8 protein-coding genes are annotated in these 14,061 nt (G+C 73.8%); 5 read left to right on the forward strand and 3 right to left on the reverse strand.

Annotation, left to right across the window (positions count from 1 at the left end; translation table 11 throughout):
* Positions 1 to 16 precede the first annotated feature (16 nt).
* Positions 17 to 1,096, forward strand: coding sequence for an FAD-dependent oxidoreductase (locus ACFYP3_RS07115; protein WP_388828041.1), 1,080 nt, complete (start codon positions 17 to 19; stop codon positions 1,094 to 1,096).
* A 58-nt stretch (positions 1,097 to 1,154) separates the two neighbouring features.
* On the opposite strand, the gene ACFYP3_RS07120 is transcribed toward ACFYP3_RS07115, so the two are convergent.
* Positions 1,155 to 3,017: an ABC transporter ATP-binding protein gene (locus ACFYP3_RS07120; protein ID WP_388828044.1), complete on the reverse strand. Its 1,863-nt coding sequence runs from the start codon at positions 3,015 to 3,017 to the stop codon at positions 1,155 to 1,157.
* Positions 3,018 to 3,172: 155 nt separating this feature from the next.
* On the opposite strand from ACFYP3_RS07120, the gene ACFYP3_RS07125 reads away from it, so the two are divergent.
* From ACFYP3_RS07125 to ACFYP3_RS07140, 4 genes are all read left to right on the forward strand, one after another.
* Positions 3,173 to 3,625, forward strand: a complete 453-nt coding sequence (locus ACFYP3_RS07125; protein WP_030709069.1) for a MarR family winged helix-turn-helix transcriptional regulator — start codon at positions 3,173 to 3,175, stop codon at positions 3,623 to 3,625.
* 39 nt (positions 3,626 to 3,664) lie between these two features.
* On the forward strand, positions 3,665 to 6,601 hold the full coding sequence (locus ACFYP3_RS07130) for an FAD-binding and (Fe-S)-binding domain-containing protein (RefSeq protein WP_388828048.1): 2,937 nt from the start codon (positions 3,665 to 3,667) through the stop codon (positions 6,599 to 6,601).
* Between the two features lie 159 nt (positions 6,602 to 6,760).
* Positions 6,761 to 8,614 carry an ABC transporter ATP-binding protein gene (locus ACFYP3_RS07135; RefSeq protein WP_388828051.1) on the forward strand — a complete coding sequence of 618 codons (1,854 nt, stop codon included), beginning with the start codon at positions 6,761 to 6,763 and terminating at the stop codon, positions 8,612 to 8,614.
* Positions 8,611 to 10,392, forward strand: a complete 1,782-nt coding sequence (locus tag ACFYP3_RS07140) for an ABC transporter ATP-binding protein (RefSeq protein WP_388828054.1) — start codon at positions 8,611 to 8,613, stop codon at positions 10,390 to 10,392. The genes ACFYP3_RS07135 and ACFYP3_RS07140 overlap by 4 nt, the downstream gene beginning before the upstream one ends.
* Before the next feature lie 33 nt (positions 10,393 to 10,425).
* On the opposite strand, the gene ACFYP3_RS07145 is transcribed toward ACFYP3_RS07140, so the two are convergent.
* Together ACFYP3_RS07145 and ACFYP3_RS07150 are read right to left on the reverse strand one after the other, a co-directional pair.
* Positions 10,426 to 11,850 carry a (2,3-dihydroxybenzoyl)adenylate synthase gene (locus tag ACFYP3_RS07145; protein ID WP_388828057.1) on the reverse strand — a complete coding sequence of 475 codons (1,425 nt, stop codon included), beginning with the start codon at positions 11,848 to 11,850 and terminating at the stop codon, positions 10,426 to 10,428.
* A gap of 177 nt (positions 11,851 to 12,027) precedes the next feature.
* Complete coding sequence (locus ACFYP3_RS07150) at positions 12,028 to 13,566, reverse strand: carboxylesterase/lipase family protein (protein WP_388828059.1); 1,539 nt, start codon at positions 13,564 to 13,566, stop codon at positions 12,028 to 12,030.
* Positions 13,567 to 14,061 lie beyond the last annotated feature (495 nt).

The following is a 14,061-nucleotide window of genomic DNA, read 5'->3' on the forward strand; positions in this document are numbered from 1 at the left end:
ACCGGTTGGTAGAACCGTGAACAATACGACGCGGGACGCTGACACGGTCGACACGGTGAACGTGGCGGACGTGGCGGACGTGGTGGTCGTCGGCGCCGGGCAGGCGGGCCTGTCCAGCGCCTACCACCTGGCGCGGGCGGGGCTCGACCACGTGGTCCTGGACCACGCACCGCGCCCGGGCGGGGCCTGGCAGTTCCGCTGGCCCTCGCTCACCTACGGCAGGGTCCACGGGATGCACGCCCTGCCCGGCATGGAGCTGGTCGGCGCCGACCCGCTGCGGCCGTCGTCCGAGGTGATCGGGGAGTACTTCGCCGCCTACGAGGACCGCTTCGACCTGCGCGTACGGCGTCCGGTGGACGTGTCGTCCGTACGCGAGGGGGCCGACGGCCGGCTGCGCGTCGAGACCTCCGCCGGCGTCTGGTCGGCCCGGGCCCTGATCAACGCCACGGGGACCTGGGACCGGCCGTTCTGGCCGCGCTTCCCCGGCCAGGAGACCTTCCGGGGCCGGCAGCTGCACACGGCGAACTACCCGGGGCCGCAGGAGTTCGCGGGGGCGCGGGTGATCGTCGTGGGAGGCGGCACCTCGGCCGTGCAGCACCTGCTGGAGATCGCCGAGGTGGCGGCGGAGACCACCTGGGTGACCCGGCGGCCCCCGGTCTTCCGCGACGGCGGCTTCGGCGAGGCCGAGGGCCGGGCCGCGGTGGCCCTGGTGGACGAACGGGTGCGCCGGGGGCTGCCGCCGCAGAGCGTGGTCAGCGTGACCGGGCTGCCGCTGAACGAGGCCGTCCGGGCCGGCCTGGCCTCCGGTGTCCTGGACCGCCGGCCCGTCTTCGACCGGATCACCGCCACCGGCGCCGTGTGGGCGGACGGGAGCCGCGTGGAAGCGGACGTCATCCTGTGGGCCACCGGATTCCGCGCGGCCGTCGACCACCTGGCCCCGCTGCGGCTGCGCGAGCCGGGCGGCGGCATCCGGGTCGAGGGGACCAGGGCCGTCCGCGACGAGCGGATCCACCTGGTCGGCTACGGCCCGTCCGCGTCGACCATCGGCGCCAACCGCGCGGGCGGGGCCGCGGTCCGCGAGATCCGGCAACGCTAACCCGCACATCGTTACATTTCCGGCATCCTGCCTGTGCGCCGGTCATGCAGTCATACGGTCACACATTCACCGGGGCCAGCTGGAGACCCTCGGGCGGTTCGGGCGCCAGCGCGGCATCCCGGTCCCGGCGCACCAGGGCGGCGTATCGGCCGTCCGCCTTCAGCAGCTCCTCGTGGGTACCGCGCTCGGCTATGCGGCCCGCGTCCAGGACCACGATCTGGTCGGCGTCGCGGACGGTGGAGAGCCGGTGCGCGATGGTGATGGTGGTGCGGCCGGCCGAAAGGTGGTCGATGGCCTGCTGGACGGCGTGCTCGGTACGGGTGTCCAGGGCGCTGGTGGCCTCGTCGAGGATCAGCACGGGCGGGTCGCGCAGGATGGTGCGGGCGATGGCCAGCCGCTGCTTCTCGCCTCCGGAGAACCGGTATCCGCGCTCGCCGACCAGGGTGTCGTACCCGTCGGGGAGCGACGCGATGTGGTCGTGGATCTGCGCCGCGCGGGCCGCTTCGATGATCTCCTCGTCGGTGGCGTCCGGCTTGGCGAAGCGCAGGTTGTCCGCGACCGAGGCGTGGAAGAGGTAGGTCTCCTGGGAGACCACGCCGATGGAACGGGCCAGCGAGTCGAAGTCGAGGTCGCGCACGTCCACCCCGTCCAGGGTGACCCGTCCGCCGGTCACGTCGTAGAGCCGGGGGACGAGGTAGCTGAGCGTGCTCTTGCCGGATCCGGTCGGGCCGACCACGGCGAGGGAGCCGCCGGCCGGGACCGTGAGGTCGATCCCCGTGAGGGTCGGTCCGCTCTTGGCGTCGTACGCGAAGTGCACGTCCTCCAGCCTGACCTCGCCCTTGGCGCGGTCGAGGCGCACCGGGTCGACGCGCTCGGTGATGTCCACCGGCAGGTCGAGGTATTCGAAGATGCGGGCGAACAGCGCGAGCGAGGTCTGTATCTGCACGCCGGTCGACAGCAGGCTCACGGCGGGCCGGAAGAGGCCCTGCTGGAGGGTGACGAAGGCGACGAGGGTGCCGACGGAGAGCGAGGGCGCGCCCGTCTGGAGGGCCAGGCCGGCGGCCCAGTAGATGAGCGCGGGCATCGCGGCCATGACGATGCCGATGGTGGACATCCGCCAACGGCCGGCCATGCTGGACCGCACTTCCAGGCCGACGAGCTTCTCGGACTCCTCCGCGAAGGCCGAGGTGAGCGATTCGGACCGGCCCATGGTGCGGCCCAGCAGGATGCCGCTCACCGAGAGCGACTCGGTGACCGTCGCGGCCATGGCGGCCATCTGCTTCTGCCGCTTCGTGGTGATCCTCTTGCGCTCGCGGCCGACGCGCCGGCTGATCCACACGAAGACGGGGAGCAGGAGCAGCGAGACGAGGGTGAGCCGCCAGTCGAGCGCCAGCATGGCGACGACCGAGGCGATGACGGCCGTCAGGTTCGAGACGAGCGAGGTCGCGGTGGAGGTGACGGTGGCCTGCATGCCGCCGATGTCGTTGGCGATGCGGGACTGCACCTCACCGGTGCGGGTCCGGGTGAAGAAGGCCAGCGGCATCCGCTGCAGCTGCGCGTAGACGGCGGTGCGCAGGTCGTGCATGACGCGCTGGCCGACCGTGGTGGAGATCAGCGTCTGGAGCACGCCGAAGACGCTCGTGACGACGGCGGTGAGGATCATGCCGAGCGCGAGCAGGCTGAGCAGCCCGGTGCGCCCCTGCGGGATGGCGACGTCGAGGATCTCCCGCAGCAGGAACGGCGAGGCGACGCCGACCAGCGAGGAGGCGCCGACGAGCAGGCCGACGACGGCGAGCCGACCCCGGTAGGGCCGGAAGAGCGCCACGATGCGGCGCAGTTCCCGCGGCTGTTCCGCCGGGGCGGGGCGGGCCGGATCGAGGGGGTCTTTCGAAGGGATCCACTTCGGTTCGTCGTGCGGCATGGGCGCCCTCTCGGGGTCGGGAGTCAGGGGTCAGGTCGGCGGTCGAGGTCTCCGCGGAGTCGGCTCGGCGCCGGGTCCGGCAAAGTCGGCACCATGAGAGCATAGGTCATTGTTACCTATACTCACAATGAACGGGGTCCTGATATCGTTCCCGCATGAGCTCCGCCTCCGACACCGATCGCCTCCTCGCCGAACAGCTGCTGCGCCTGACGCGCAGGCTCCACCGGATCCAGAAGCGCCACATGGAGCCGCTCGGGATCACTCCCGCCCAGAGTCGGCTGCTGCGCCTCGTCTCGCACTACGAGGGCGAGCAGCCGCCCCGGATGGCGGACCTCGCCACGCGCCTGGAAGTCGTCCCGCGCGCCGTGACCACCCTCGTCGACGGCCTGGAGGCGGCCGAGTGCGTGCGCCGTGCGCCCGACCCCGCCAACCGGCGCGTCATCCGGATCGAGCTCACCGACACCGGCCGCGCCACGCTGCGCCGTCTGCGCAACGCGCGAACCGACGCGGCAGAGGAGATCCTGGCTCCGTTGACCGCCGATCAGCGCGAAGTGCTCGGCGGTCTGCTGAACGCCCTGTCGGACGCCCCGGCGGAGCGCACCTGCTGAATGGGCCACACGTGGCCCGACGAGGCGAGGGGTCACACCATGCCGCCGGCGGAACCGAAACAGGGGGCCCTGTGCCCGCGCGGCCTCAGCGGCCCCTCCCCCGACCGGGTCCCCGCGCACCGGGCCGGCGGCACCCCGGAGCCGCTGCGCGGCGAGCTGACCGCGCTGCTGGGCGCCGAGAAGGTGCTGTGGAAGGTCTCGGACCTGGTCCGCTACGCCTCCGACGCCTCCCCCTACCGGTTCGTGCCCCAGGTCGTGGTGGTCGCCGAGGACGTCGACGACGTCTCCGCGGTGCTCTCGTACGCCCACGGCCGCGGGCGCGAGGTCGTCTTCCGGGCCGCCGGGACCTCGCTCAACGGTCAGGCCCAGGGCGAGGACATCCTGGTCGACGTACGCCGCCACTGGGCCGGGATCGAGGTGTCGGAGGAGGGCCGGCGGGCCCGGATCCGGCCCGGCACCACCGTGGTGCGGGCCAACGCCGCCCTCGCCCGGCACGGCCGGATCCTCGGCCCCGACCCGGCCAGCGCCCTCGCCTGCACCCTGGGCGGGGTCGTCGCCAACAACGCCTCCGGCATGACCGCGGGCACCACGCGGAACTCCTACCGCACGCTCTCCTCCCTCACCGTCGTGCTGCCCGGCGGCACCGTCGTGGACACCGCCGATCCGCTGGCCGACGAGGAGCTGGCGCGCGCCGAATCGGCGCTGTGCCGCGGCCTGATGGAGATCAAGGGGGAGATCGAGGCCGACCCCGCGCTGGTCGCACGGATCCGCGCCAAGTACGAGATCAAGAACACCACCGGCTACCGCCTCGACGCCTACCTCGACGGCCACACCCCCGTCGAGATCCTGCGGGGGCTGATGGTCGGCTCGGAGGGCACCCTCGGCTTCATCTCCGAGGTCGTCTTCGACACGTTCCCCCTCGACCGCGAGGTGTGCTCGGCCCTGCTGTTCTTCCCCTCGCTGCCCGCCGCCGCCGCGGCCGTGCCCGTCTTCAACGAGGCGGGCGCCGTCGCCGTGGAACTGATGGACGGCAACACCCTGCGCGCCTCGGTCCGCGTCGCGGGCGTGCCCGCTGACTGGGCGGACCTGCCCCGGGAGACGACCGCCCTGCTCGTGGAGTTCCGGGCCCCCGACGAGGCCGGCCGGGCGGCCTGCCAACGCCGGGCCACCCGCGCCCTCGCCGGACTCGACCTGATCGCCCCGGTGGCCTCGGTCACCAACGCCTTCACCAGCGACCCGAAGACCGTGGGCGGCTACTGGAAGGCCCGCAAGGCCTTCGTCACGGCCGTCGGCGGAGCCCGCGCCCCCGGCACCACCCTGATCACCGAGGACTTCGCGGTTCCGCCCTCCCGGCTGGCCGAAGCCTGCGAGGCCCTCCTCGCCCTCCAGGGGGAGCACGGCTTCGACGCCGCCGTCGCCGGCCACGCCGCCCACGGGAACCTGCACTTCCTGCTCGCCTTCGACGCCGCCGACCCGGCCGACGTCGAGCGGTACGGGGCCTTCATGGAGGCCTTCTGCCGGCTCACCGTCGAGCGCTTCGACGGGTCCCTGAAGGCGGAGCACTCCACCGGGCGCAACATGGCCCCCTTCCTGGAACTGGAATGGGGCCCCCGGGCGGCCGGACTGATGTGGCGCACCAAACGGGTCGTCGACCCCGACGGGGTGCTCGCCCCGCGCGTCCTCCTCGACCGCGATCCGCGAGCCCATCTGCGCGGACTGAAGACCATTCCGCAGGTGGAGGCGGTGGCCGACCCCTGCATCGAGTGCGGCTTCTGCGAACCGACCTGCCCCAGCGGGGACCTGACGACCACTCCGCGCGAGCGGATCGTGCTGCGTCGCGAGATGGTGCGCCAGCAGCCCGGCTCCCCCGTGCTGGACGGACTCCTCGGCTCCTACGGCCACGACGCGGTGGACACCTGCGCGGGCGACTCCACCTGCAAACTGGCCTGCCCGGTCGGCATCGACACCGGGGCGCTGATGAAGGACTTCCGCCACCGCCGGCACGGCGCCCGCGAGGAGGCCGTCGCCGCGCTGGCCGCCCGGCGGTTCCGGACCGTGGAGGCCGCCGCCCGGCTGACGGCGGCCGCCGCCGACCGCCTCTCCCGTCGGATCGGCGACCGGGCGCTGGAGGCGGTCACGGGGGCCGCGCGGAAGGCCGTACGACCGGACCTGCTACCGCAGTGGCTGCCGCAGCTCCCCGGCGCCGCCCCGCGGAACCTGCCCGTCACCCGCCGGGTGGGCGCCGCGGCGGTGTACTACCCGGCCTGCGTCAACCGGATCCTCGGCGGCCCCCGGGGGCGTCCCGGCCCCTGCCTGCCGGAGGCTGTGGTGGCCGTGTCGGAGCGCGCCGGCAAGCCCGTCTGGATCCCCGGCGACGTGAAGGGCACCTGCTGCGCGACCATCTGGCACTCCAAGGGCTACGACGCCGGGAACCGGGAGATGGCCAACCGGATCGTCGAGGCCGCCTGGGGCTGGACGGCCGGCGGGCGGCTGCCGCTGGTCGTCGACGCCTCCTCCTGCGCGCTGGGCATCGCGCAGGAGGTGGTCCCGTACCTGACGGACGACAACCGGGCACTCCACGCGGAGCTGCGGATCCTCGACTCGGTCGTGTGGGCCGCGGAGGAACTGCTGCCGCACCTGGAGGTCCGGCGGACGGTCGCCTCGGCCGTCGTCCATCCCACCTGCTCGATGCGGCACTTGGGCGACGAGGCGCACCTGCGGGCGGTGGCCGGGGCCTGCGCCGAGGAGGTGGTGGTCCCGGACGACGCGGGCTGCTGCGCCTTCGCGGGCGACCGGGGGCTGCTGCACCCGGAACTGACGGCCTCGGCCACGGCGCGCGAGGCGGCGGAGGTGACGGCGCGGTCCTTCGACGCGCACCTGTCGGCGAACCGGATGTGCGAGGTGGGCATGGAGAGGGCGACCGGGCGCGGTTACCGTTCGGCGCTGATCGAACTGGAGCACGCCACCCGTCCGTGAACGCCGGCGCGCGCGACCCCTCCGTACAGGCACGACGCCGTCCGCGGGTCCGCAGACCTCGCCGCGGGAGGCCTCCGCCGACGGAAAATCGATTGCCCCGTACCGGTACGGAAGGCGAACCTTGCACGGTTTGGACCACTCGACCAGTCATGGGGCGTCATGCAGATCAGCGATCTTCCGTATCCGGATCCAGGGGTACCCGACGCTCGCTCAGGCCCCCGTTTCCTCCTGTGGCTGGGGCGCGGTCAGCTCGGCGGACAGCTCAAGAGCCTGTGCTGGGGAATCCTGCACTTCTCCGGCATCGCGGGACTGCCGTACGCCGTCGGACTGGGGGTCGACGCCGTCGTCGAGCGCGACGCGCACCGGCTGCTGCTCGTCGGCGCGCTGCTCCTGCTGATCGGCGTGGCCATCTCGGTCGGCGACGCCATGCTGCACCGCACCGCCGTCACCAACTGGATCACCGCCGCCGCACGCGTGCAGCAGCTGCTCGCGCGCAAGACGGCCGAACTGGGCTCGGCCCTCACCCGCCGGGTCGCGGCGGGCGAGGTGGTCGCGGTGTCCACGGGCGACGTCGAGAAGATCGGCTGGTTCGTCGAGGCGGTCTCCCGCTTCCTCGCGGCCGCCTTCGCCGTCGTCCTCGTCTGCGTCGGCCTGCTGTTCTACGCACCCGAGCTGGGCGTGGTCGTGGCCATCGGCGTGCCGGTGATCGCCCTGGCGTCGCTGCCGCTGCTGCCGCGCGCCACCAAGCGCGCCGACATCCAGCGGGAGAAGGCGGGCAAGGCCACCGAGCTGGCCTCCGACACCGTGGCGGGGCTGCGCGTACTGCGCGGCATCGGCGGTGAGGAGCTGTTCCTCGGCCGGTACCGCGAGGCCTCTCAGGAAGTCCGCAAGGCCGCCGTGCGCAGTGCCCGGATGTGGGCGCTGATCTCCGCGATCCAGGTGCTGCTCCCGGGCGCGCTGCTGATCACGGTGGTCTGGTACGGCGCCACGCTCGTCGTGGACGGGCGCATCGCGGTGGGTGAACTCGTCGCGGCGTTCAGCGCGGTGGCGACGCTCCTCTACCCCTTGCGGCACTTCGAGGAGATCGCCATGTCCTACTCCTTCTCGCGCCCCTCCGCCCAGCGGGCCGCCCGGGTGCTGTCGCTGACCCGTACGGACGCCGCCGAGGGCGGAGCCCGGGCCGGGGCGGTGGAGGCACCGGCCGCCGGCGGGGACCTGTACGACCCGCGGACCGGGCTGCTGGCCCCCGCGGGCCGGTTCACCGCCGTCGTGTGCGGGGACCCGGACCTGGCGGGCCGGCTCGCCGAACGCCTCGGCGGCCACCCCATGGACGACGAGGGGAACGACGACACGGAAGGCGACGGCCCGTCGGTGCTCCTCGGCGGCGTCGCGCTGGACGAGCTCGCGCTGGACACCGCGCGCACGCTGGTCCTCGTACAGGACAAGGATCCGGTGCTGCTGTCCGGGACCCTGCGGGAGCTGTTCGACGTACCGGCCTCCGGCGCGGTCGACTCCGGCGCGGCCCTGGCGGCCGCCCAGTGCGGGGACGTGCTGGACGCGCTGCTGCAGTCGGCACCGGACGGCGTCGACGATCCGATGGACGCGCGGATCACCGAGCGCGGCCGTTCGCTGTCCGGCGGGCAGCGTCAGCGTCTCGCGCTGGCGCGGTCCCTGGTCACCGACCCGGAGGTGCTGGTGCTGGACGAGCCGACCTCCGCGGTCGACTCGCACACCGAGGCGCGGATCGCGGACGGGGTCGCGACCCTGCGCGCCGGCCGCACCACGGTGGTGCTGGCGTCCTCGCCGCTGCTGCTGGACCGCGCGGACCGGGTCGTGCTCATCGACGGGGGCACGGTGGCGGCGGTCGGCACGCACCGCGAACTGCTGCACCTCGAGCCGCTGTACCGGGCCGTGGTCACCCGCGAGACGGACGAGGAGCAGCAGCAGCCCCTCGCCGGGCTGGAACTGACCGAGCTGGAAGAAGCACTCACAGAGATCGAGGAATCCGCATGATCGGCTTGGCGCCGCCGGAGTACGATCCGGCGGCCCCCCAGTCGGCCGCGACCCTGCCCGTGGGCGGTTCGGCGACCGTACGGGGCTATGTGCGCGGCCTGTTCCGGCGCCACCGGCGGGCCTTCGTGCTGCTGGTGACGGTCAACGCGGTCGCGGTGATCGCCTCCATGGTCGGCCCGTACCTGCTGGGCCGGGTCGTGGACGATCTCGCACAGGGGGCGCGCGAGCTCCATCTGGGGCGCGTGGCGCTGCTGTTCGCGCTGGCGCTCGCCGTGCAGACGTTCTTCGTCCGGCTGGTCCGGCTGCGCGGGGCGATGCTGGGCGAGGAGATGCTGGCCGACCTGCGCGAGGACTTCCTCGTACGGTCGGTGGGGCTGCCGCCCGGCGTGCTGGAGCGGGCCGGTACCGGTGACCTGCTGTCGCGGATCACCACCGACATCGACCGGCTGGCGAACGCGATGCGCGAGGCCGTCCCGCAGCTTGCCATCGGCGTGGTGTGGGCCGGACTGCTGTTCGGCGCGCTCGCGGTGACCGCGCCGCCGCTGGCGCTGGCCGCGCTGGTGGCGCTGCCGGTGCTGGTGATCGGCTGCCGCTGGTACTTCCGGCGCGCGCCGTCGGCGTACCGCTCGGAATCGGCCGGTTACGCGGCCGTCGCGGCCGTGCTCACCGAGACGGTGGACGCGGGCCGCACGGTCGAGGCGCACCGGCTCGGACCGGACCGGATCGCGCTGTCGGAGCGGCGGATCTCGCAGTGGGTCGCGTGGGAGCGGTACACGCTCTTCCTGCGGACGGTGCTCTTCCCCGTCATCAACGTCACCTTCGTGACGATCCTCGGCTCGGTGCTGATGATCGGCGGCTACTGCGTGCTGCAGGGCTGGATGTCGGTGGGGCAGCTCACCACGGGCGCGCTGCTGGCGCAGATGCTCGTCGATCCGATCGGCCTGATCCTGCGCTGGTACGACGAACTGCAGGTCGCGCAGGTCTCCCTGGGCCGACTGGTCGGCGTACGGGAGATCGAGCCGGACGCCGGGGACGCGACGGTGACTCCCGAGGGCCGGGACGTCCGGGCCGAGGAGGTCCATTTCGGCTACCGGGAGGGCGTGGACGTCCTGCACCAGGTGTCGATGTCCGTACCGCCGGGCACCCGGATGGCGCTCGTCGGGCCCTCGGGCGCCGGCAAGTCCACCCTGGGACGGCTGCTGGCGGGCATCTACGCGCCCCGGACCGGCGAGGTCACCCTCGGCGGGGCGCGGCTGTCGGAAATGCCCGCGGAGCGGGTGCGCGAGCACGTGGCGCTGGTCAACCAGGAGCACCACGTGTTCGTGGGCTCGCTGCGGGACAACCTCCGCCTCGCGCGGGCGGGCGCCGGGGACGCCGAACTGTGGGCGGCGCTGGGCGCGGTCGACGCGGACGGCTGGGCCCGGGCCATGGAGGCCGGCCTGGACACCGAGGTGGGCTCCGGCGGTACGACGCTGACCCCGGCGCAGGCGCAGCAGATCGCGCTCGCCCGGCTGGTGCTGGCGGACCCGCACACGCTGGTGCTGGACGAGGCCACCTCGCTGCTGGACCCGCGTGCGGCGCGGCACCTGGAGCGTTCGCTCGCCCGGGTGCTGGACGGGCGCACGGTCATCGCGATCGCCCACCGGCTGCACACCGCGCACGACGCGGACGTGATCGCGGTGGTCGAGGCCGGGCGGATCAGCGAACTCGGCTCGCACGACGAGCTGGTCGCCGCCGACGGGGCGTACGCGGCGCTGTGGCGGTCCTGGCACGGGTGACCGGGGCGGGCGGCCGGGCGTCCGTCCGGCCCGTCACGGGCCGGACGGCTCGTGGTGACCGGACGGCTCGTCGGGGCCGGACGGCTCTTGGGGGCCGGTCCGCCACCGGACGTCCTGGAGGCGGCCGGTCACCACGAGGTTGCCGTCCGGGGTGCGCCGCGCGACGTCACCGGTGCGCAAGTAGCCGTCTGCGGTGAAGGAGCGCGCGTTGCGGCCGTGCGCGCGGTAGTAGCCCCGCGGGGTGGAGGGGCCCCGGGCGAGGAGTTCGCCGGGCTCGCCGTCGGGCACGTCCTTGCCGTCGGCGTCGACGAGGCGGATCTCGTCGTCGGGCGAGAGCGGGCGGCCCTGCGTGGCGAGCACGGTCTCGTCCGGATCGTCGGGCCGGGTGAGGACGAGCGGCCCCTCGGCCTTGCCGAAGACCTGCTGGAGGCGACAGCCCAGTGCGGGGCCCAGCCGTTCGGCGGTGGCCCGGTCCAAGGGGCCGTCGACGATCTGCACGAGGCGCAGACTGCTCACGTCGGCCGCGGCCGTGGGCAGCGCGTCGAGCCAGAGCCGGGCGACGGCGGGCGCCAGCGAGGTGAGGGTGACCCGCTCCCGCCCGATGAGCGGAAGGCTTTCCGCCGGTCCCTGGTCCTCGGCCAGCACGACGGTGCCGCCGACGGAGAGGGTGCCGACGATGCCGGGGCTGCCGAAGGCGAAGTGGGACGCGGCGGGCAGCGCGGCGAGGTACACGTCGTCCTCGGTGAGCGACACCAGTTCGGCGGCGGCCCGCACCTGGTACGCGTAGTCGTTGTGGGTGCGCGCGATGATCTCCGGCTCCTCGGCGGTACCGCCGGAGAGCAGGAACAGCGCCACCTGGTCGGCGCTCTGCGCGAGCGGCCGGTCGGGCGGGGAGTCCACGGAGGCCAGCGGGAAGTAGTGGCAGCCCGACGGGTCGGTGGTGAAGCCGCCGTACGGGGACGAGTCGCCCGGCGCCTCCAGGGGGAACACCCGCCGCAGGAAGGGCCCCCCGGCCGCGATGTCCGCGGCCATCGCCGTGTGGTCGAAGCCCTGGTAGGTCGAGGGGCCGACGTATCCGACGGCCTGGGTGACCCACGCGACGGAGCGCATTTCGGACGCGCGGCGCTCGACGGGGCACAGGACGGGGAACAGACCGGCGCGCATCAGCGCGAAGACGGAGACGACGAACTCGGGAACGTTCGGCAGCTGGACGAGGACCCGCTGTCCCGGGCGCAGACCGCGCAGCCGGAATCCGGCGGCCATGCGGTCCACGCGCCGGTTCAGGTGCGCGTAGGTGACGCGGGTGGCTCCGTGCACGAGGGCGGTCCGCGGCCCGTACTGCAGGGCCCAGTCGCGCAGCAGGTTGTCGAGCGTGTTGCCACGCCAGTGCCCGGCCGCCCAGTAGCGGTCGACGAACTCCTCGGGCCAGGGTGTGCAGCCGTCGAGCATCCGTGTCATGCGCTTCCTTCCCCCACCGACCTGACCCGGGCAACCCAATCCGTCAACGCGCCTGCGCACAATGCGCTTTCCTGACCATGGGCGCCGAATTCGATCAGCTGAAAGACCAAGGCGCAGCGCTGACCAGCAGGAACGGTCACGGGCTGGCGGGCCGGCGGGGTGGGGGGGGCCGGCGGGCTAGGAGCCGAGCAGCGGCAGGGCGGCGAAAGTGTGGTCCTGCCAGATCCGGCGGGAGGCCTCCTCCGGGTAGGCGGCGAGGTCCGGCCCGGTCCCGAAGAGCCGCACGGGGCGCTGTCCGGTGTCGTACGCGGGCCAGCCGGGGTCGCCGTCGGCGGCGAACGCCGTCCAGGCGGCCCGCATGCGCGCGGACAGTTCCTCCGCCTCCGGGAACGGGCTCTCGCCGATCAGTACCGCCGGCTGGCCGCGGTCCAGGTTGCCGAAGACCAGCGGCACGTCGAGGCCGTGGCAGGCACCGAGGGCGCCGCCCATGCCGGGGGCCGACCAGGTCAGCTCGTAGACGTGGGCCCGGCCGCCGGCGGCGGTCTGGGCCTGGGCGAGGTGGAGGGACGGCATGCGGAACAGCCAGTCGGAGCCGACGAGCTCGTACAGCGCGTCCGGGCCCGCGGCCGGGAAGGCCTCGCGGTAGCGGCGTGCGGCGTCCCGGCCCGGGCCGAAGACGTGCAGGGCGGTCTCCGCCTGCTCCGCGGTGACCTGGCCGAGCAGTCCGTCGAGGGCGGTGAGCAGCCGTGTCTCGTCGCGGGTGTGGCCGACGAGGAGCTCGATGCCCCGGCCGGCCCCGTCGGCCAGGGCCTGCCACGGCGTGACCGGCAGGGTTTTGTCTCCGACGACCGGCGAGAAGGGGACCGCCCGGTGTGCGACCGGGCCCCAGCGGTCGGCCCACTGGGCCATCTTGGCGCCCACCGCGTCGCCGGCGGCGGACAGCCGGGCGGGGTCCACCGCGGACAGGTCGGTGAGCGTGGGGCGCAGTCCCAGTTCGGCGGCGCAGGCGGCGGCGATGTCGGCGGCGAGCTCCGGCGAGAAGAAGGTGCCCTGCACGCTCTGTGCGACGGCACGGCGGAACAGGCCGGCCGCACGCGGCACGGCCAACAGGGCGGCGACCGATCCGGCGCCCGCCGACTGGCCGAAGACCGTGACGCGGCCCGGGTCACCGCCGAAGGCGCGGATGTTGTCGCGGACCCATTCCAGGGCGGCGACCTGGTCCAGCAGGCCCCGGTTGGCGGGCGCCCCCTCGATCTGCCCGAACCCCTCCAGGCCGACACGGTAGTTGAACGTCACCACGACGACACCGCCGTCACGCGCCAGGCGGCCCCCGTCGTACTCGGGAAGGCCCGACATGCCGATCGAGTACGCGCCGCCCTGGATCCACACCATCACGGGCAGACCCGCGCCCGGGCCCGGATCGGGCGACCACACGTTGACCGTGAGCCAGTCGTCGCCCGCCGCGTCCCGCGCCAGCGCGTCCATGCCGAAGTGGCCGCCCTGCGGGGGCGGGGGGCCGTACGACACGGCCGGCCGCACACCGTCCCATCCCCGTACGGGCTCCGGCGCGGCGAAGCGGAGCGGGCCGACCGGCGGCTCGGCGAAGGGGATGCCGCGGAAGACCGCCGCGCCCTCCTCGTGCGTGCCCCGCAGCGCGCCGCCCGCCACGCGGGCCTGCGGCCCGGACCGGGCGGCCTCGGACGCGACAACGGTCATCACAGCTCCCTCGATGGGCGACGCGGACGCTAGGGATCATCCCGTCGCCGCCCGGGGCGCGCCAGTGATTTAGGGGGCTGCCGACGCCGGCCGGAAGGCGGGTCCGGGTCGGGTGTGCACCACCGGCCGCGGAACCTGTTCGGGTGTACAGCGGGTGCCGGGCGTACTGGTCCGTGGTGAGGTGGATCAAGATCGCGGGACCTCCGGCACGGGTGGCCGGCTCACGTGGGAAGGAATCCGATGCCAGGTCTCATATCCGGCGGGCGATGGCGAGGGCGCGGTCGTTCGGCGCGAGGCGCCGCCGCGCTGGCCGCGTGCGTGTGCTTCGTGACCGCTGCAGCCGTGCCGCAGGCCGTTCGTGGCGGGGGGAGCGGCGAAAGCGGTGGAGCGGGGTTGAGGTGGGGGCCGTGCGAGGAGCCTGCCGAGCGGGGATACGAATGCGCGACGCTGCCGGTCCCGCTCGACTACGACCATCCGTCCGGGAAGACCGTCGAT

The sequence above is a fragment of the Streptomyces sp. NPDC005533 genome (genome assembly GCF_042871845.1).
Taxonomy (GTDB): Bacteria; Actinomycetota; Actinomycetes; order Streptomycetales; family Streptomycetaceae; genus Streptomyces.